The following is a 19,219-nucleotide window of genomic DNA, read 5'->3' on the forward strand; positions in this document are numbered from 1 at the left end:
CGGGGTCAGGGCGGAGACACGCACGTGACGCGTTCCGATGGGGAACCGTCGAGAGAGCCGAAGCCCCGGGTCCCAGCAGGTACCGGCCGGTCAGGGCACCACCACCAGGCGCGTGGACGTGACCACGTCCTCCCGGTGGGCTCGGCGTCGAGGTGGGAGGCGCTGCCGCAGGTGACCAGGGCGAAGTTGCGCCTCGACGGTGTCCGCGTCTCCTGTCGATGGGGAACCGGCGGTTCGGCACCTCACCAACGCAGCCCCGGGACGACCGCCCCCGCACGTCGGGCCAGTGCCTCGGACAGGACGGCCGGCCCTCATGCGGCCGGCCGGACCAGGGACAGCCGCAGGCCGCCGGCCGGCGCAGTCGGCATCCGGGACAGGTCGACGCTCAGATCCTGGAGCGGGACCTCGTACGTCATCGCAGTGGTCAACAGTCGCACCGCCCGTTCCATGACCGAGATGGTCAACCACTCCCCGGCACAGCGGTGGGCCGACTCGTGGTCGCCACCGCCCTGCGGCACAAAGCTGTAGGGGCTGCCGTCCCGCCCGGCGAAGCGCTCGGGCCGGAACGCGGCCGGCTCGTCCCAGATCCGCGGGTCGTGGTTGGTGGCGTAGACGTCGAGCAGGAACCACGCGCCGGGCCCGAAGTGACGGCCCCGCCAGTCGAACTCCTCGCGCACCCGCCCCCCGACCATCGGGAAGAACGGGTAGTACCGGCGCACCTCGTGGACGAACCAACGGAGGTACTGGTCATCGCCTGCGGCCCGGGCCCGGGCGTTCGGGTGCCGGAGCAGGGCGAGGGCGGTGAAGACGACGTACCGGGACACCGCCACGGTCGGCCGCAGGACGTTGATCAGCTCGACCCGCGCGGTCTCGACGTCGAGCAGCCGGCCGTCCTCGTCGCGGTGCCGCGCGATCACCTGTGCGGCCCGGCCCTCGGGAACCGCCGATACTGCCCGGCGCTCACGCTCGATCAGCTCCCCGGCCCAGCGCTCGGCCCGGTGCCGCAGCACCTGCGCGCGGAGGTTGCGCGGCCCGACCGACCCGGCGCCCTCCACCATGGCCGCGAGCTGCCGGGTGCGAGAGGCCACCTCGTCGGGGGCCAGTGGCACTCCTGCCCAGGCGCACACCGCGCGGCAGAGCACCTCCCGGACGGCGTCGAGCAGGACGACCTGGCCGGTCCGCGCCCACTGCCCGATCCCGGCGCGCCACTCCTGCTCCACCAGGTCGCCGAGCTCGTCGATCGCCGGGGGCGTCATCAGCGACATGAACATCGCCTTCCGGTGCCGGTGCGGCCGCTCGTCGAGAAGCTGGACGCTGCGGAAGTCCTGCAGCAGCGTGAGAGTCGTTGGCGGCAGGGCCCCGCGGCGGGTCATCCGGTCGGGCTCGTACACCAGCCGGGCGGCCTCCTCGCCGTAGGCGACCACCACCGGCCGCAGCATGAGCCGGGTCTCGAAGACGTCCGAACCCGTCCGCAGAAAACGGTGGACGCCGAAGGTGTAGCCCTCTTTCAGCAGGGCGGCGCTGCCGTCCACCCCACCGGCGGTGGGGATCTCGTCGGTCACGGGGAAGGCTCCTCATCTGGTGGCCGGGCCGGTCGCCGGGTGCGGCGGGTGCCCGTCGGCTGAGCCGACGTGCGCTTGGTGACGCCGACGTGTCCTCAGCCCAGGGGCGTCAGCCCGTTGTGCAGGGCCGTCCCGACTGGCACCGGCTCGGCCGGGGAGGCATCCGTGTGCAGGCGTTCGTCGAGGAGGTGGTCGACCCGCGTCTTGCGGGCGTCGATCGTCACCACCAGGGTCGCCTCGAGGTCGGCGAGCTCCTCCTGGCGCCGCCTCACTGCGGTGAGCTCCTGCTCGGCGTCCCGGAGGACGATCCGGCAGGAGTGGAGATCGGCGTCAATGGCGGCGAGGCTGCGGACGTGGACCTGGGACATCGCGACCTCCGGGTGCGGGGCGGCTCGGGCGGTGTGGCACTGGGGCGCCACGGGCGACCGGTTGCCCCGAGGACGGGACTCGACCGTGTTGCCGTCGTCCTGACACCGATCCGCAAACTGGCCGCCACAGATGAGCGCCGGTGCCAGGAGAGGCTTCGGAGACGTCGCTCCCTCCTGGCTGCCGTTGGAGGTCCGACCCGTTTCGTACCCGCAGGACGCCGTGGCGGCCGATGCATGACCAGAGTCCCGGACCGCCATTGCTGCTGTCTGTCGCTGACGATCGGGGCCTGCGCCGATCGCCGTGGTGGGGGGACGCTCCGTGACGGAGTGGTCGCCCACCCGTCATGCACGGGCCGGCGGGTCACCCTCGGCAGCACGGCGACCTGAGGACTCCAGCTCCTCCGGCGGGAGCGGCGGCCACGGCCACCACCAGCAGGGTCGACGTGTAGCCGGTGGGGGCGGCGGTGAAGAGCAGGAGCACCCCGGATTGTGCGCACAACCCCGTCACGACCACGAGGAAGATGAGGCCCAGGCCCGTGTCGATCGGGGTGGCGGCGCCAGGGCGGCGGCGATCGTGGTGTCAGGTGCGGGACGGGCTTGCTGGTCGTCCCGCGGTCTGCGTGGGTCGTCCATGACCGGTGGACATACCCCGGCCTCCGAGGACCCAGGTGCCAGGGAGCACCGAGGGGGGTTGTCACGATCTCGTCATGTTCGCTGCTGCTCGGCTCGGCGACTCCACGCGTTCATGGGCCGGCGGAGCCAGACGCAGGGACCGTCCTGTCCGGACGACGCCCGATGGGCTCGCGGGACGGCGGAATGGCGCTCACGGGGAAGCTGTTCCCTGGCCTCGGGAGCCGCTCCCGCCGAAGTCCGCGGGTGACTCACGTAGCTGGCGGTAGAGCCGGCGAACACGTCCCTTCCCATTGGCCGGGCGACCAGGTCGACGCCCTGTGACACGGCGAGGCGACCCTCCCGGCCGGGGCGCGGCCATCGCCGGGTTGTCACGGGAGCGTAAGGCCGACCGGGTTCTGCCCGATCCCGGCTGCGGGTAGCCCCATTCGCGATGAGATCCACCGTCGACCTCCGGACCGATCGCACGGGCACCACGGGCCTGGGCCGCTTCGAGCTGCGCGCCGTGCTCGGGTGGGCCGCGGTCCTGCTCGGAGCGGTCCCCTTCCTGCTGCTGTGGCTCCTCGTCCAGGCCTCGTGGCCACCCTTGGCCGAGGTCGACGCCGAGGTGGCCGCCGCCCTCAACGAGGCGGTCAGCACGTCCCCGGCGCTGGTGTCGGTGCTGCGCGGGGTCACCGACCTGGGCGGCACCGCCTTCGCGGTCCTCGTCATGACCCTGGCCACGGCCTTCCTGCTGATCCGCCGACAGCGGCGGCTGGCCGCCTTCGTCGCGACCGCCGGCCTGGGTCTGGCCGTCCTCGGACCGTTGACCAAGTCGATCGTCGACCGGGCGAGGCCGGTCGTGGACATCCCCGTCGTCCAGACGCCGTCGAACGCCAGCTTCCCCAGCGGCCACTCGATGACCGCGCTCGTCGTCTGGAGCACCCTGCTGCTGGTCTCTCTGCCCTCCGTCCGGCGTGGGCTCCGCCCGTGGCTGATCGCCGCGACGGCCCTCCTCGTGGTGGTGATCGGGTTCACCCGGCTGGCGCTGGGCGTCCACTTCGTCTCCGACGTCCTCGCCGGCTGGGCCCTCGGTGCCGGGTGGCTGGTCGCCACCGTGGCGGCGTTCCGCGCGTGGCAGCACGACCTGGGCCGCCACCCGGACGAGGCACTGGACCCCCTCGACGTCCCGCCGGACGAGGCCGCCCACGCCGCGCCGGCCGCCGACCCGGGGTCGCCCGGTGGCCGGGCCTCGGCGCTGCGTCTGCTCGGCGCGCTCCTCGCGCTCCTCGCGGTCGTCGCCGGGCTGGGGGTCCTGGTCACCGCCGTGCTCGTCGACACGTGGGTGGGCCGGGCCGACCGCGCGGCCGTCCGCTGGATCGTCGCCCTGCGCGACCCGGCGTTGTCGGCGGTGACGGAGGTGGTCGGCGCCGCCGGCGGCACACCGGCGGTGATCGGTGTCGGGCTGGCTCTCATGACCCTCGGGCTGGCGGTCGCGGCGAGCTGGCGGCCGGTCGCCTTCGTCGTCATCGCGCTGCTCGGCGAGCTCGCCGTCTACGGCGCCGCCTCCCAGCTGGTCGGACGGCTCCGGCCGGAGGTCCCCGACCTCACCGTGGGGTTGCCCAGCGCCGCGAGCTGGCCGTCGGGGCACGTCGCGGCCGCGGTCACCGTCTACGGCGCCCTGGCCGGACTGGCCGTCGCCTACGGCCGCTCGCGATGGCGGTGGGCGACGGTGGCGCTGCCCGTCGTCCTGGGCATCGCCGTGGGCGTCTCCCGGATCTACGTCGCCGCGCACTACCCGACCGACGTGCTGGCCGGACTGGTGTTGGGCGCGACATGGGTCTGGATCTGCGCGTGGGTCCTCCTGCCGTCCCCCGGCCGTGGGGTCCGAGCGGGCACGGCCGTCCGGCCGGCCGCCGAGCCGCCGCGGCGGTCGGCGTGAGGGCCCGCCGGGTTGCGGTTCTCACCGGGACCGCGGTTGGCGCTGCCACCGCGCTCCGGCTGTGGCACGCACGCCGGGCGGCGCTGCAGCTCACCGGCGACCCGGCCGGGGTCCGCACCGACGACGGGGTGCGGCTGCACGTGGAGACCGACGGTCCGGACGACGCGCCGGTGACCGTCGTCCTCGTGCACGGCTTCGCCGCCCGATCCTCGATGTTCGACCCGCAGTGGGCAGCGCTGCGCGGCTGCACCCGGGTGGTCCGGTTCGACCAGCGGGGACACGGCCGCAGCGGCTGGGCCGGGTCGCTGCGGGCCACGCCCCGCCGGCTCGGCCGCGACCTCCATCGGGTGGTCGACACCGTGGCCGGACCGGGGCCGGTCGTGCTGGTGGGCCACTCGATGGGCGGCATGGCCGTGCTCGCGCTGGCCCACGAACGGCCCGAGCAGTTCGGGAGCCGCATCGCCGGAGTGGCGCTGCTGTCCACCGCCGCCGCACCGCCGGCCGCCGCCGGGCTCGAGCCGGGGGCCCGGGCCCGGCTGCGGACGGTGCTGGGACTCGGAGTCGCCTGGCTACTGTGGCTGGCCGCCCCGCTGATCCACGAGGTCCAGCCGTTCCGCTCCCGGCCGGTGCAGGGGCTCGTCCGCCGCCGGCTGTTCGCCGGCGACCCGCCGGAGGCAGCGGTCCGGCAGACGATCCGGTCCTGGGAGCGGACGCCGACCGCGGTGATGGCCGCCCACCTGCTCGGCCTGGCCGGCTACGGCACCGGTTCCCGCCAGCAGGCCGCGGTGGAGGCCCTGCGGAACGTCCCGGTGCTCGTCCTCGCCGGCACCCGGGACGCCACCATCGACCCCGCCACTGCCGGGCGGCTGACCGGGCGGATCGGTCCGAGCGCCGGCCTGGTCCTCGTCCCCGGCGCCGGGCACATGGTCACCCTCAGCCACGCCGCCGCCGTCAACACCGCGCTGCGGGGCCTGCTGGCCCGGGTGCATCGGGACCCCACCGGCGAACGGAGATCCTCATGACGCGCTGGCTGAAGCGCCTCGGCCTCGCACTGGGCGTCCTGCTCGTCCTCCTGCTCGCCTACGGCACCCTCATCGAGCCGCGGATGATCCTCGACGAGGAACGCTTCGACGTCGCGCTGCCACGGCTGACCGAGGCCGGCGCCGGCACGGAGGTCGCCGTCGTCTCCGACTGGCAGATCGGCGCCTTCTTCGACAACGACGGCATGGTCGAGGACGCCGTCGACGAGATCCTGGCGGCCGACCCGGACGTGGTCCTGCTCGGCGGCGACTACGTCTACAGCCGTGACCCGGGGGTCGAGGTCCAGGTCGCCCGCGTCCGGGAGCTGGCGCAGCCGCTGGCCGACTCCGGCATCCCCACCTTCGCGGTGCTCGGCAACCACGACCACGCCGCCGGCATGGCCGAGGAGCTCACCACAGCCCTCGAGGGGATCGGGATCCCCGTCCTGCAGAACGAGGCGGTTCCGGTCGACGGGACCGGGGGCCTGCACGTCGTGGGGATCGGTGCGGCCCGGCCGGGGCTGGCCGACGTCGAGGCGGCGCTGGCCGACGTACCCGACGGCGCGCCTCGGGTCGTGCTGACGCACAACCCGAGCGTCTTCCCGGAGCTGCCGGCCGGCCGTGCGCCGCTCACCGTCGCGGGGCACACCCACTGCGGCCAGATCGCCATCCCCGGACTGCCCCGCTGGTCCTATCTCCAGCTCACCGAGCAGGAAGAGGTCGTGGCCGACGGGTGGGCGCCGCAGGGCTACGGCGCCCAGGGCAACGAGATGTTCGTGACCTGCGGCATCGGCTTCAGCGTCATCCCGGTGCGGATCAACGCACCGCCGCAGGTGGTGTTCTTCGAGCTGCAGCCAGGCAGCTGAGGTGGACCCGCGGTCAGTCCGCGACGACCCGCAGCGGCGGCAGCCCGACCACCTCGTAGGTCGCCGACGCCAGCCCGATGCCGGCGGCGTCGAACTCGGCCAGCAGTTCCCGTGACATCGCGTCCTTCACGTCCCGGACCCCGTACACGCCGGTGAGGAAGCGAACGGTGAGCTCCAGCCAGTTGTCGGTCAACCGCCAGTACACCCGTGGCTCCAGATCGGCCCCACGCACGAAGTAGCGCCGCTGCATCCTCTCCAGAGCCGCGGCGGGCATCTCGTCGACGGCCACGGTGTGCCGCCGGGCCGCCTCGAGCAGGATCCGCTCGGCCCGGTCCCGGTCGTCGCCGTATCTGATCGGCAGACTCAGCTCCTCCCACAGGTAGGGGAAGTCGCGGGTGTAGTTGAACACCGCCTCGTCGAAGACCTTGTCGTTGGTGACCGTGACGATCCGGCCGGTGTACTGGCGGCTGCGCACCCACTGCGCGGGATCGGTGTGCTGTACCGCCGGCGGCTGGCCCATCTCCATGATCGTCGTCCGTACGAAGCCCAGGGCGATGACGTCCCCGCGGACGCCTCCCATGGTGATCCGGTCGCCGACGTCGAACGTGTCCCCGCGCAGGATCACCACGTAGCCGGCCAGCGCGGTGATCACCTTCTGCAGGGCGAAAGCCAGCCCCGCGGTGACCAGGCCGATGCCGGTGGCCAGCCGCGCCGGGTCGTCGAACCAGACGGACAGGAGGCCGAGGAAGAGCAGGACGGTGAAGACCAGGTTGATGCCCTGCCGGGTCCAGAAGCGGGTCCGCTCGTTGCGCAGGCCGCGCAGCAGCAAGCGGGACAGGGCCCGGGCGAGCCAGCGCAGCAGCATCAGCGCCAGCACGAGGACGGCGGTGAGCAGCAGCTTGCTCGCGTTCTCCTCGCTGAGGAACAGCAGGCGTATCTCCTGGCCGAAGACCTCGATCGTCATGGCCGCGAGTCTGCCGGGGGCGCCCGACCCCCGAACCGTGCCACCGGGCCGCATGGCGCATCCGTGACGAGCCGGCCCGGTCCGCCCGGCGAATCGGGTGGCCGGCCGCGGCCGGTGGCCGTGGTCCTGCCGGTGCGTCGACCCCACGCGTGGCCGCTGCGAGGCGGCCGCCCAGTGCACTGCCCGGGACGTGACGACTCCGTGAGCGCTCGGCCGGGCGGGGTGCCGCATCCCTCCGCGGGGGCACGACCTCGGAGACCGTCGTCCCTGCGGCGTTCCCACCACGCACCGAGCGATCCTGTCCGTCGCCGTCACGACGGCCCTCGCCCTGACCGGCTGCGGCAGCGCCCAGGACCCTGTGGGCGAGGACGCCGTGGGCCAGGGCGAAGTCGCCGTCGGGGATCTGCGAGGCGGAGGGCGCCGCACCGGGAGACCCGGCCCGGCCCGGACCGCCGACGACCTGTCCGACGTGCCGTCGCCTCCGGCTGCCGACCCGCAGGCCGAGCCCCCGGTCGCCGAGACGAGCGACGACGTGTTCGACCCATGGTCTCCGACGGCGACGGCGTCGGAGACTTCCGCGGCCTGACCGACCGGCTGCCGTACCTGTCCGGCCTCGACGTGACCTGCCTGTGGCTGCTGCCCCTCGAGCCGAGCCCCGGCGGGGACCACGGAGGCCGCAGGCCGGACGGAGCCCGGGCGACGGGCTCCGTCCGGAAACAGTCATCCGGTTCCGTGGCTCACTCGGCGACCGGCGTGGCGGACACGACGTTCTCCGCGAGGATGACGAACCGTCTGTCGAAGTCCTCGTACAGCGCGTCATCGAGGTCGAGACCGAACTCCTGTTCGATCGTCGCCAGGTCGAACTCACGAACGGTGCCGGTGACCTGAACGAAGTCGCCCTCGGCCACGGCGGCCTGCTGGGCGTCCAGCACCACGACGCTCCAACCGGAGCCGGCGACCTCGAAGGACACCGTGCTCAGTACCTCTTCGACCTCTCCGGCGAAGGTCACCTGCTCGCCGACGAGGGTGTCGACCTCGCTGGCGACGATGACCCTCTCACCCTCCCAGTCGACGAGGTCCTCGTCGTTCCAGTCGAACCCGAACTGCTCCTCGATGTCCGGGAAGACCAGGCGAGCGACCTCGCCTGTCACCTGGAGGACCACGTCGTCCTCGACGAGTCCCTCGTCGACCTCGAATCCCATGTCGGAGAAGGTCGGCCCCGCGCTGAGCACGAGGAGCCGCTCGTCCCCGATCCGGATGGCGCTCGGTGCGACGACCTCCTCGATCTCCGCGCTGACGGTGACGGTCTGGCCGAGCAGCGGGTCGGCCTCCTGCTCGAGCGGTTCGTCCCCCACCGGCTCCTCGGCGACGTCCTCGACGTCGGCACCCGTCTCCGGACCCGCGCTGTCGTCCCCGCAGGCAGCGAGCGAGGTCGCTACCGCGGCGGCCATGAACGGGACGGCCACGCGCCTTCGAACACTGAACATGGGAGTTCCCCTTCGAATCTGCTTTGGGACGACTCTCGCCGCTCCTCCTGCCGATGGACGGCTACCCCTGGCCGGCGTGACACCGGCCGTGGCCATCGAACTGCCACAGTCCCGTCACGGAACCGACCGACGGGAGGGGCCGGGACAGGGTGCACAGGGCGCCTTGATCGGTCAGGCGGAGGCGGGACGGTGCGATCGGGACCCGGACGGCCGCGGTCCAGCCCGGATCGTGCCGCCGGAAACCGGGCCCGGCGGCACGTCGGTACAGCTGCGGATGACCGAGCGGGTGACGGCGCACGGAACCGGTGGTGCAGCGGGACGCCGGGCGGATCCCGCGCGAGCGGACAAGCGGTCAGATCCGGGGCACGCACGGTCCCTGGCCCAGCCGGGCCAAGCCGGTGAGGTCGCCGGGGCCGAAGCCCTCGGTGTCGATGCGCCAGCGATACATGAGCTGGCTCCGGGTCGGGACGTGGGACAGGCCGACCAGCTCGTGCAGCCGCACCGGCGCCCAGCGGTCGCCGTACAGCTCCGGCAGGAACCGCCCACGGTCGTCCGACGGGTCCTCGTCGGTGCTGCCTTCATGGACGAACCGCAGGCCCGTGACCGCCGCGAGCCGCGCCACCGCAGCACGGAGCACCGCTGCGCCACCGGGGGGTGCGCGGTCGCGGATCCCTGACCGACGTCGCGGTGCCAGTCGTGCGGCAGCCGACCGACGGAAAACTCCTGACCTGTGATCCCCCGCCCGATCCTCCCGGGACTCGTCGTGGCGGGTGGGCGGCTACCTCGAACGTCCCCGACCGCAGCCGCACGACGGGCACGTTCAGCGCGACCGATCCGTCGTTTCCCGCTCGTTCCTCTCCCGCTCGTCTTCGGCGACATCCCCCGGAAATCCCTCCGCGCTGGCCGATCCCGGCTCCCGGTCGCGGCGGAAGGAGGCCTCGATCCGCTGGAACCCCTTGTACCGCTCGGTGCGCGCATAACCGGTGTAGGCCCGGACGTCGGACTCGGTGAGCTCGACGTCGTCGGTGAACGGCGTCAGCAGCGACCGGGGATACAGGCGGCGATGCCGGACGACGTTGATCTCCGCCGCGAGGATCACCACGAGCGCCTGGAGGTAGATCCAGACGAGCAGGCCCAGGACCACGCCGAAGATGCCGTACACGTCGGTGGTCCGGCTCAGGTAGCTGCCGAAGTAGTAAGTCCCCAGGGTCTGCAGCACCTGCCAGAGCACGGCCGCGATGAGGGCGCCGATCAGCACGTTGCGCCAGCTCAGGAACCGGGCGGTGAGGATCTGGTAGAGGACGAGGAAGATGCCCACGTTGACGGCGAAGGTCGCGAGGGCGGCACCGATCGGCAGCAGTGGGCCGAGGCCGGGGACGAGGTCCCCGACGGTGAGGACGAAGGTCGACAGCCCGGTGGACAGCAGCGCGGCCAGGCCGAGGACCAGCACCAGCAACAGGCCGCGCACCCGCGAGATCAGCGGATTGGGCTGGGCGAAGCGCGGGACGGCGTAGATGCGGTTGAGCGCCGCCTGCGCCGCTTGCATGACCCCGAGGCCGCCGTAGAGCGTGCCGACGATCCCGATGGCCAGCGCGACCCCGCTGCCCTCGAACGTCCCGATGTTCTCCTGCAGCTGGGACCGCAGCAGCGGGAAGCTGGACAACGCCGAGTCGACCACCCGCTGCTGCAGGTCCGGGTCGTCCTCCAGCAGGAAGCCCAGCACGGAGGTGAGGAGCAGCAGCAGCGGGAACAGGGACAGGAAGCCGTAGTAGGTGATCAGCGCGGCCAGGTGCGGTCCGCGGTCGTCGAAGAACTTGTAGACGACCGCCAGCGGGAACCCCACCACGGGGTGACGGCGCTGGAACCGGTCCAGGCGCTCGACCACCGGCATCCGGCTCACCACCCGCGCCCTCCTCCTCTCCTCCGTCACTGCCCGGCAGTACGTCCGGGTACCGGACGTGGCGATTGGCCGGCACCGTCGCGGGGCGGAGAGCGCCGCCCCTCCGCCGGCCGGCGATCTCAGCGGTAGACGACGTCGATACTGCGAAAGGCGCCCAGTTCGTGGTCCGCGACGAAGTGGGCGTGGTCGGCGCGCACCCGGGCGACCGCCTCGTCGGCGAAGCGCAACAGGTCGTCTACGAACAGGTCGCCCCTCCGATCGCGCCCAGGATCGCCGGCTCGACGTCGTAGTCGATCAGGCCGTTCTCGTCGGACATCGCGTGCGTGTGCGCCAGCACGCGGCCACAGACGCCGGCGTACTCCTTCCACTCCCCCGCGGACAGCGCCCCCAGGCTGATGTCGCCGCGGAAGGGGGCCCGCTCACGCACCAGGAAGCTGTGGCCGTCGAAGTCGACGCTGCCGTAGAAGACGTCCCCGTTCACCAGGTGCACCCGCTGAGCGTGCCGGATCCGGTCACCCTGGCCGTCGACCTCGAAACCGGAGGGCGGCACCAGACCGGCCAGCGCCGACCGGCGCGCCCGCTTGAACTCCAGCAGCAGGTCGTCGGTGCCATCGGCGCGTGGGCCCTCGATGAGCACGTAGTACCGGGTCAGACCGAGGGACGCCGTCCCTGCGCCCTTCCGCTCGGCGACGTCCTTCACGCGCATGCCGCCCGCGCGGGCTGGAACGGTGACGTCGTTCTCCCGCACGTAGCGGTCGACGAGGTCCTGGAACTCGGGTCGCCTGCTGCTCACCGGGACCAGCTCGTCGTCGGTGCGGAAGCCGGTGCCGTACTCGTTCAGCACTGTCTCGGCCAGCCACTCGGGGCGGCCGCGCTCCAGGACACCCTGGATGAGCTCGGCGATCATCGGAGGCGCGTTGTCCAGTCGCAACTGCTCGTCCTGCTCGGTCAGGTCGGTGGCATAGGCGGCGATGCCCTCGATGTAGCCGCGGACGAATCGCTCGGCGACGCCACGCTGCTTCTTGCGCCCGAGCCCGGACTTCTCCGCCGCGCCCAGCACGAAGCCGACGACGCCCCTCTTCAGGTCCCAGGTGAACGGCGCGTAGAACGAGTCGTCGAAGTCGTTGACCCCGAACACGGGCACGTTGTCCGAGCTGGGCATGACGCCGAAGTTCCCGGGATGGACGTCGCCCAGGGCGAGCACGGTGGGCATCCGGGCGTCCTCGCCGAGGATGTCCCGGTAGAACAGCAGATTCGTGCCGCGGAAGAAGTGGAAGACCGAACCGGCGAGCTTGTCGAACTTCTCCCGCGCTTCCACGCCGCCGGTGGCGATCCGGGTCTCGTGGTCCTCGCGCACCGTCTCCCGGACGTGGGTGCGCCGGTCGTTGCCGGACAGCATCCTCGGCAACAGCACCATCTCCCCCCGCGCGCGAGCCTCGGCCAGCTGCCGGAAGGAGTCCACGCGTGAGCCCACCGGGACCCTGCCGTCCCGCCTGACCTCGCCGTCGTCCCGAGGGCGGCGGCCGCCCGCAGCCTCGGCCGGCGCAGCCGCTCCCCGCTCGCGCAGGCTCGCTCTCAATTGGGACGTGCTCATCGAGGAGCGTCCTCGGATGTCAGCTGCTCGAGCGCGCTCGATCAGTTCGCTTCGGCTGGCGCTCTCCACGGTGTCTGACTGCATCGACCGGAAGTACCCGCCCGGACCGGGACCACGGCGGGCGGCCGTTACGACCTCGTGACGGCCCACGGCCACTCGTCGGGGTCCCGGCGCCCCGACCAGGCGGAACGGTCCGCGGCACCGCATACTCGCCTGCTCCCGACTGGCGTGCTGGGCGGCCACCCCCACCTGCCGCGCGGGGGCGCGCGACGGTGGTGTTTGCGGGTGCATGACGGTCCCCGGTCGATCTCGGGACCTCTCGGCGGCGCTGCGAGTCGACGGCGCGGCGACGGCAACACACGGGGGATGCGCCCTCTCCCGTCCGCCGACCGTGAAGGCGTTCCTGCACACGGCGACACCCCGTCCCTCGTGTGGCTGGACGACCTCGCCGCCGCCGATCCGGCACTCACCGGAGCGAAGGCGGCGGCCCTGGCGACGGCGTCCCGCCGCGGGCTCCCGGTGGTCGCCGGTTTCGTGGTGACCACCACGGCCGCCGAGGACCTCGCCGCGGGGATGCCTCTCCCCGACACCGTGCTCGACGCCTGGCGTCGGCTCTCCGATGACGACGCGCTGCCGCTGGTGGTGCGCAGCAGCTCGACCGTCGAGGACCTCGCCGGCTCCTCGATGGCGGGCCGGTTCGAGTCCGTCGTCGGCGTCCGCGGGCAGGAGGGCTTCCGCCGCGCCGTCGGTCTGGTGATCGCGTCACGGGAGCTCGCCGTGTCCGGCTCGGCGACCCTGACCGGGCGCGAGCCGATCGCGGTGCTCGTCCAGCCGCTGCTGTCGGTGCGCTGCGGCGGGGTGCTCTTCGGCATCGACCCGGTCACGGGCCGGGAGGACCGGGTCGTGGTGGCCGCCGTCCAGAGCAAGCCCGACCGCCTCGTCAGCGGCCGGGTCGACGGCACGCGGTACGAGCTCGACCGCGACGGCCGACCGATGGGGGTGCATCGCGGGGAGGGTGGCGCGCGACTCCGGCGGCGCGAGCTCCGCGAGCTGGTGGACCTGGCCGCCCGGACGGCGGAGGTGTTCGGCGGGCCGCAGGACGTGGAGTGGGCCTTCGACCGTGGCGGTCGCCTGCGGCTGCTGCAGAGCCGTCCGGTCACCTTGGAGCCGCGCGGGCGCCCGGTCGGGCCGGTCCTCGGGCCCGGGCCCGTGGCGGAGACGTTCCCGGAACCGCTGCAGCCGCTCGAGGTGGACCTGTGGGTCGCCCCGCTGCGCGCGGCGCTGGGCCAGGCGCTCGTGCTGGCAGGGACGGCGTCCGAGGCGGGCGTGGCCGCCTCCCCGCTGGTCGCCGTCGTGGGCGGCCGGGTCGCCGTCGACCTGGACCTCCTCTCCCCCGGCTCCGACCGGGCGGGGCTCCGTGAGGCCCTCGATCCGCGGCCCCGGCTGCGCCGGCTGCGGGCATCGTGGCGGGTCGGGCGGCTGCGTGCGGCGCTGCCGGTGCTGGCCGCGGACGTTCTCGACGCCGCGGACGCCGCCCTGACCGAGGTGCCGCCGCTCGAGGACCTCAGCGACGCCCAGCTCGTCGGGTTGCTGCACAGGACGGGCCCGGCTCTCGTGTCCGCGCACGCCCACGAGCTGCTGATCGGGCTGCTCGTGGATCCCGAGGCGCCCCGCACCACCGGCGTCGGCGTCGCCCTCGCCGTCCTGGCCCGCGCACGGCACGCAGGACTCCCCGACGCGCGGACCGCGGCCGAACACCCGGTGGTCCTCGCCCTCAGCACTCCGCAGGTCCGGGCCACACCCGCCCTACCGGCGGACGTGCCGGCTCCCGGGGAACTCCCCCCGACGGACCCGGGTGACGCCGGCCTGCTGCGCGAGGCCCTGCGCCTGCGCACGCGGTGGCTGCAGGAGGTGGGCGCCCGTGCGGCCTGGGTGCTGGGAGAGCGGCTCACCGCTGCCGGACGGCTGAGCTCCCCGGCGGAGGTCCGTGCGCTGCCGCTGGTGGAGCTCTCGTCGCTGGTGGCGGACCCGACGGCGCCGGCCGACCCGCGACCGGTCACCCCGGCCGACCCCCTTCCGGCCCGCTTCCGGCTCAGCGACACCGGCGAGCCGGTGGCCGTAGACGGGGGGACGGGCCCGGCCGGCGCGGGCGGTGGGCGCGCCACCGGCGCCGTCCACCACGGAGAGGACCCGCCCCAGGGGGCGGTGCTCGTCGTCCGCACGCTCGACCCCTCGCTCGCGCCGCTGCTGCCGCGACTGGCTGGCCTGGTCGCCGAGACCGGCAGCGTGCTGGCGCACCTGGCCATCCTCGCCCGCGAGGCCGGGACCCCGACGGTCGTGGGCCTGGCCGGGGCGCTCGAGCGCTTCCCCCCGGGGACGGTCGTGCGGGTGGACGGGACGACCGGGGAGGTCCAGGAGGTGACGTCGTGCGAGCCGTGAGCTGGACGACCGGCGCTCTGGCCCTGGTCGCGTCCGGCGGGTACGTGCTGGTCTACGTGTACCGCTGGGAATGGCACCGGGCCCTGCTGGTGGGCATCCTCTTCCTCGCGGCGCTGATCGGGCTCGGCACCGCCCTGGTGCTGCGCCGGCTCAGCCGGCTGGAGCGCAGGCTGCCCGCGGGAGGCCGGCCATCGGACCTCCTGCACCGGCTGCGCAGCGCGCCGGTCGAGTCCCCGCCCTTCCGCTGGCTACACCCGCCCGACCCCGACCGCAGTTCCGTCTTCGTCCCGATCCTGATCGGCGGCGGAGTCCTGCTGACCGCGGTGGCGTGGCTGCTGGAGCGCGTGGCCGGCGCGGCAGCCCGCAGCGGGGCCGAGGAGGAGCTGGCCGACCGGCTGCGCGCCGTCGGGTTCCCGGCCACGCCCCTCGTCCCGTCGGCGCGCGAGGTGATGGCCGGCGGCGGACAGGAGCCGGACGCCGGGCTGCGGACACTGCTGGGCCCGCTGGAGGGAGGGCGCTGATGAGGAGGCTTCTCGTCGCACTGACCGTCATCGTCCTGACGGTCGCCGGCCTGCTGGCGTTACGCGCGGAACTGATGACCGTCGAGGTGGAGCAGCCCGCGGGCTCCTACACCGACGTGGTCGTCGCCACCCGAGTGGTCCGGGAGGACCCCGACGTGCGGGCCTCGATGACAGCCGGCCTCATCGGCACCTGCCGGCTGCTGGTCAACGCCGCCGTCATCGAGCAGTCGTTCCGCACCACCGGCGACGGGGTCTTCGCCTTCCGGCTGCGGCCCGGCCTCGACGAGTTCGACCGCCGGGAGCTGCGCGGGTGCCTGTCGGACCTGCGCGTGCAGCACCTGCGGGTCGACGTCCGGCACCTGGAGACGGTGACGCCGGCCGGCAGGTGAGGGGAACACCCGGGGCAGGCGGACGTTGACCCTGGGAACGGTCGGGCCGTCGCGCCCGCTTTCCCACCCCGGAGGTCACCTCCCCCGTGCCCGAGCTCACCCGCAGGCAGCTGCTCGCCGCCGGCCTCGGCGCGGCCGGCTCCCTCGCCGCCGGCGGCGGGCTCGTCGGCCAGCTGTGGCCGCTGCTCGGCCGGGAGGACCTCGTCCCCGGCACCGCGCCGGACCTGGCGCTGCCGGCGGCGGCGTGGACGCAGGCGCCCGACCGGTTGACCTTCGCCGCCGTGGGCGACACCGGCAGCGGCGGCCGCCAGGCGATGGCCGTCGCCGAGCGCATGGCCCGCGGCTACCGGCAGGCGGCCTACGGACTGGTCACCCATCTGGGTGACCTCTGCTACTACGGCCGCGTCGAGGACCGCTTCGACGACGTCTTCGTCCGGCCGATGCGTCCGCTCATCGACGCGGGTGTGCGGTTCGAGTTGGCCATCGGCAACCACGACGGGGATCTCCACCACAGCGACGCGAGCCTGGCCGAGATCGACGCGGAACTGCGGCTGCTGGGTACCCCTGCCCGGACCTACACGACCAGTCACGGCCCGGTCGACTTCTTCTACCTCGACTCCAGCGCCCCCGGCCTGTTCGGCGAGGACGCTCCCGCGCAGCTCGAGTGGCTCGACGATGCCCTGGCCAGCTCCACCAACCAGTGGAAGGTCGTCTGCCTGCACCACCCGCTGTTCTCGTCCGGCTCGCACGGCTCCACTCCCGGGGCCCGGGACGTGCTGGGGCCGGTGTTCGCCCGCCGCGCGGTCGATCTCGTCCTGAGCGGACACGACCACCACTACGAGCGCACCCGGCCGATGGACGGTGTGACGTACGTGGTCAGCGGTGGCGGCTGCAAGACGACGCCGGTCGGCCGGAGCCGGTTCACCGCGGCCGCCGCATCGGCCCTGCAGTACCTGCACGTCGACGTCGCCGGTGACCGGCTGGCCGCTCGTTCGGTACGGGCCGACGGGCAGGTGCTCGACCGCTTCGAGCTGCGTGCCCGGGAGGGGCGGTGACTCTGACCCGGGCAGCGTCGGCCGCGTACGCCGTCCTCGTGCTCGTCCTCGTGCTCGCCCCCGCCATGGTCGTCCGCGCGGCCGGCGCACGAGGCGGCGCCGGCGTGGTCGGCACCAGCGACCTCCTCGCCGTCAGCGCGGTGACGGGAGCGGCGGCCGCCGTCCTCGCCTGGCGCCGGTTGAGCGCGCCCGACGGCGCCGACCCCGCCAGCCGGTGGATCGCGGCGCTCGGGGCCCTGGGCGTGCTGGCGGCGGGCGCCACCGCGGTGCCGACGGTCGTCCTGCACACCGCCGCCGCCTCCACCGCCTCCGTGCTGACCCCTGGCGTCTGGGGCGGAGGACTCGCCGTCGCGGTCCTGGCCGCCGAGGCCGTCCGCGGGGGGCTGGTGCGCTGGCTGGCGCCGGTGCCGACCTCCCGCCGCTGACTCGCGGGCGGTGGCCCGCGGTCACGGTTCCCTCTTCCCGGGCCGGTATGACCACCACAGGTCACTGCGGGCAGGAACGGTCCCCCGAGGGGCGAACCCCGGGCACGGAGCCCGCGTCCGGGCGGTCCTGTGACAGGGCCCGGTCATCTCCCACCCGGGCCAACGCCCCGCGTCTCCGACCTCGTCGCCGAGCCAGGAGACACCTCACCGTGAGCCCCGAGCCGATTGCCCCATGACCTGCCGGAGTCGATGCCGTTGCGGTTTCCCGACACGGCGGCTGCACCGGCCACGGAGCGGGAAGCCCACCGGACACCGCCCACGAGCGAGGAGGGTCACGTGTCGGCATTCGACCTCCCCGGCCGGCTCGTCCGGCTCAGCAACTCGGACAGGAAGGTGGCCGATCCGGAGACGGATGTCCGGGGCCGCACCGCTCTGGACAGCAACGGCGAGCGGATCGGCACGGTCGAGGAGCTGCTCGTCGACGAGGAGGCGGAGCGGGTGAGGTTCTTGTGCATCGGCTCGGCCGGATTCCTGGGCATCGGCAGGAAACACCTCCGGGTCCCCGTCGACGCCGTCACGACGGTCGGGCGGGACATCGTGATCGTCACCCTCGACCGGGACCGGCTGCTCGACGTCCCGGGCTACGACCCGCAGCTCGCCCGCGATCGGGACCACTACGCCGGCGTCCACGGCGGGTGGAGCCACGGGCCCTACTGGAGCCCCGGGTTCACCCCTCCTCCCCCGTACCGCACCTGACGGTCGGCACCGTCACCACCGCGTCGCCGGAGCCGCTCCGCCTCGCGGTGGAGATCACGGTCTCGCGACAACGACCGCTGCCATCTGTCCCTCCGCGGTTCCGGTCACGGCGACCGACGGGCCGCGGCGACTGGAACATCATGGTCGCGGCCCGACTCCCACCCCGGTGTCGGCGGCGCTCGCCACCGCGCCATCTGAGCCGCCTCGGAGGCCCGCGCCCGCCGTCGCTGCTCCGGCGACGGCCGCGGTGTGTGGAACCGGGCGGCAACCGCTCCTCGGTCCGGATGCTCCCCAGCTGGTGCACCGTCCCGAGGTCGCGTGCTCCGGCTGGTCGTGACGGCGCGGAGGGCTCGACGTTGCCGCGAACCGCACGAGACTGCCACCGTCTCGCGGAGCGGCCCGGCGGGACGACTACGCGGCCCGGCCGACCTCTCCGCCGTCGTGTGCCACGTGGCCGCGCGGCCTCCCGCGTCCCGCAGCGAGCAGGGTCAGTCCGGCCCTCCGGTGGGCGGTCGGCGTGTCGACCTCCGTACGGAGATCCAGCATGCTCAGCCCCACGGCGCCGGTGCCGAGGATCCCGGCGACGGCGACGAGGGTCAGCCAGAACATGCCGGTGGTGACCGCCCCCGCGACCGCGGCGACCACGCAGACGAACAGGAGTGTGACGACGGTTCTGAGCATCTCGTGCTCCAGGAGATCGGTGTCCGCGGGCGGCGACGCGATCTGGCCTCCGCCGGCGGTCGCGTGAACGGGCGTCACCGGCCACGCTGGTGCGGGCGGAACCGCTGCCCGTCCGGGGCTGTCTCCACGGCGATCCTCATCCCGCACGGGGGCCTTTTCGAGGATCGGCTGCCGAGCTTGCGAACGACGCGCCGCCGTCTTGAGGTCTGATGACAGGTCTCCGGGCATGGTGGCCGCCCCGGCGCAGTTCGAGCTGCAGCCGGCCTGCCGGCCCCGGGTCTGCAGGTACGCGCGGCAGCACCCCGCCCGAGCCGGCGGGCCGACGTCCGTGCCGGGCCGAGCACCGGCTCGACCGCACTTCCGGCCCCCCGGACCCGCCGCCGAGCCGATCGGCGCAGGCACCGTCCCGGGCTCCCCGACGTCTCCTTGGCGACCCCACCTGCCCGCGACAGGCCCAACATCGCCCCGCAGACGAGAGACCCCGGCGTCCGGCTGCGGGGCGATGCCCGACCGCGCGGACGCTCCTATGCCGCGTCAAGGGCTGAGGGTGGGGTTTCGAGGCGTCGGTAGAGCTCGCGGGCGATGTAGCGCTTGAGGCAGCGTGTGATCTCGCGGTCGGTCCTGCCCTCGGCGCGGCGGCGG

Annotated in this window: 17 protein-coding genes and 1 pseudogene; 10 read left to right on the top strand and 8 right to left on the bottom strand. The window is 73.7% G+C overall.

The features are described from left to right. Nucleotides 1–311 precede the first annotated feature (311 nt). Both ACI784_RS22160 and ACI784_RS22165 read right to left on the bottom strand, forming a co-directional pair. The gene (locus ACI784_RS22160; protein ID WP_457014934.1) at nt 312–1,562 is read right to left on the bottom strand and encodes a cytochrome P450; all 1,251 of its coding nucleotides are present in this window, start codon (nt 1,560–1,562) and stop codon (nt 312–314) included. Between the two features lie 95 nt (nt 1,563–1,657). Continuing rightward, on the bottom strand, nt 1,658–1,930 hold the full coding sequence (locus tag ACI784_RS22165; protein WP_457014935.1) for a hypothetical protein: 273 nt from the start codon (nt 1,928–1,930) through the stop codon (nt 1,658–1,660). A 1,063-nt stretch (nt 1,931–2,993) separates the two neighbouring features. Between ACI784_RS22165 and ACI784_RS22170 the strand changes: the two genes are divergently transcribed. The 3 genes from ACI784_RS22170 to ACI784_RS22180 are packed head-to-tail and all read left to right on the top strand — an operon-like array spanning nt 2,994 to nt 6,366. Next, nucleotides 2,994–4,481 (top strand): phosphatase PAP2 family protein, encoded by a 1,488-nt coding sequence (locus ACI784_RS22170; RefSeq protein WP_457014936.1) that lies wholly within the window; start codon nt 2,994–2,996, stop codon nt 4,479–4,481. Beyond that, nucleotides 4,478–5,503: an alpha/beta fold hydrolase gene (locus ACI784_RS22175; RefSeq protein ID WP_457014937.1), complete on the top strand. Its 1,026-nt coding sequence runs from the start codon at nt 4,478–4,480 to the stop codon at nt 5,501–5,503. Before ACI784_RS22170 ends, ACI784_RS22175 begins: the two co-directional genes overlap by 4 nt. Further along, nucleotides 5,500–6,366, top strand: a complete 867-nt coding sequence (locus ACI784_RS22180) for a metallophosphoesterase (RefSeq protein ID WP_457014938.1) — start codon at nt 5,500–5,502, stop codon at nt 6,364–6,366. Before ACI784_RS22175 ends, ACI784_RS22180 begins: the two co-directional genes overlap by 4 nt. Before the next feature lie 13 nt (nt 6,367–6,379). On the opposite strand, the gene ACI784_RS22185 is transcribed toward ACI784_RS22180, so the two are convergent. Further along, nucleotides 6,380–7,330, bottom strand: coding sequence for a mechanosensitive ion channel family protein (locus ACI784_RS22185; RefSeq protein ID WP_457014939.1), 951 nt, complete (start codon nt 7,328–7,330; stop codon nt 6,380–6,382). Nucleotides 7,331–7,873: 543 nt separating this feature from the next. Here ACI784_RS22185 and ACI784_RS22190 point away from each other — a divergent pair. Next, nucleotides 7,874–7,990, top strand: a pseudogene (locus ACI784_RS22190) (alpha-amylase family glycosyl hydrolase); the annotation flags it as partial. 77 nt (nt 7,991–8,067) lie between these two features. Here ACI784_RS22190 and ACI784_RS22195 read toward each other — a convergent pair. The 4 genes from ACI784_RS22195 to ACI784_RS22210 form a co-directional block, all read right to left on the bottom strand. After that, nucleotides 8,068–8,913, bottom strand: a complete 846-nt coding sequence (locus tag ACI784_RS22195; protein ID WP_457014940.1) for a hypothetical protein — start codon at nt 8,911–8,913, stop codon at nt 8,068–8,070. 256 nt (nt 8,914–9,169) lie between these two features. Then, nucleotides 9,170–9,439 carry a hypothetical protein gene (locus ACI784_RS22200; protein ID WP_457014941.1) on the bottom strand — a complete coding sequence of 90 codons (270 nt, stop codon included), beginning with the start codon at nt 9,437–9,439 and terminating at the stop codon, nt 9,170–9,172. A gap of 198 nt (nt 9,440–9,637) precedes the next feature. Then, nucleotides 9,638–10,708 (bottom strand): YihY/virulence factor BrkB family protein, encoded by a 1,071-nt coding sequence (locus tag ACI784_RS22205; RefSeq protein ID WP_457014950.1) that lies wholly within the window; start codon nt 10,706–10,708, stop codon nt 9,638–9,640. 244 nt (nt 10,709–10,952) lie between these two features. Then, nucleotides 10,953–12,179 (bottom strand): DUF2252 domain-containing protein, encoded by a 1,227-nt coding sequence (locus tag ACI784_RS22210; RefSeq protein ID WP_457014942.1) that lies wholly within the window; start codon nt 12,177–12,179, stop codon nt 10,953–10,955. A 561-nt stretch (nt 12,180–12,740) separates the two neighbouring features. Between ACI784_RS22210 and ACI784_RS22215 the strand changes: the two genes are divergently transcribed. The 6 genes from ACI784_RS22215 to ACI784_RS22240 all read left to right on the top strand — a co-directional run bounded on the left by ACI784_RS22215 (nt 12,741) and on the right by ACI784_RS22240 (nt 17,896). Further along, nucleotides 12,741–14,750, top strand: a complete 2,010-nt coding sequence (locus tag ACI784_RS22215; protein WP_457014943.1) for a PEP/pyruvate-binding domain-containing protein — start codon at nt 12,741–12,743, stop codon at nt 14,748–14,750. Next, nucleotides 14,738–15,271, top strand: a complete 534-nt coding sequence (locus ACI784_RS22220) for a hypothetical protein (protein ID WP_457014944.1) — start codon at nt 14,738–14,740, stop codon at nt 15,269–15,271. Before ACI784_RS22215 ends, ACI784_RS22220 begins: the two co-directional genes overlap by 13 nt. Beyond that, nucleotides 15,271–15,660, top strand: a complete 390-nt coding sequence (locus ACI784_RS22225) for a hypothetical protein (protein WP_457014945.1) — start codon at nt 15,271–15,273, stop codon at nt 15,658–15,660. The genes ACI784_RS22220 and ACI784_RS22225 overlap by 1 nt, the downstream gene beginning before the upstream one ends. An 86-nt stretch (nt 15,661–15,746) precedes the next feature. Continuing rightward, a complete protein-coding gene (locus ACI784_RS22230; protein ID WP_457014946.1) occupies nt 15,747–16,715 on the top strand; it encodes a metallophosphoesterase family protein in 969 nt (322 codons plus the stop codon). After that, entirely contained in the window at nt 16,712–17,140 is a 429-nt protein-coding gene (locus tag ACI784_RS22235) for a hypothetical protein (RefSeq protein WP_457014947.1), read from the top strand. Before ACI784_RS22230 ends, ACI784_RS22235 begins: the two co-directional genes overlap by 4 nt. Before the next feature lie 336 nt (nt 17,141–17,476). Beyond that, on the top strand, nt 17,477–17,896 hold the full coding sequence (locus ACI784_RS22240) for a PRC-barrel domain-containing protein (RefSeq protein WP_457014948.1): 420 nt from the start codon (nt 17,477–17,479) through the stop codon (nt 17,894–17,896). 411 nt (nt 17,897–18,307) lie between these two features. Here the strand turns inward: ACI784_RS22240 and ACI784_RS22245 are convergent, their stop codons facing one another. Continuing rightward, nucleotides 18,308–18,577, bottom strand: coding sequence for a hypothetical protein (locus ACI784_RS22245; protein WP_457014949.1), 270 nt, complete (start codon nt 18,575–18,577; stop codon nt 18,308–18,310). Nucleotides 18,578–19,219 lie beyond the last annotated feature (642 nt).

This window comes from Geodermatophilus sp. SYSU D01186 (assembly GCF_054050215.1).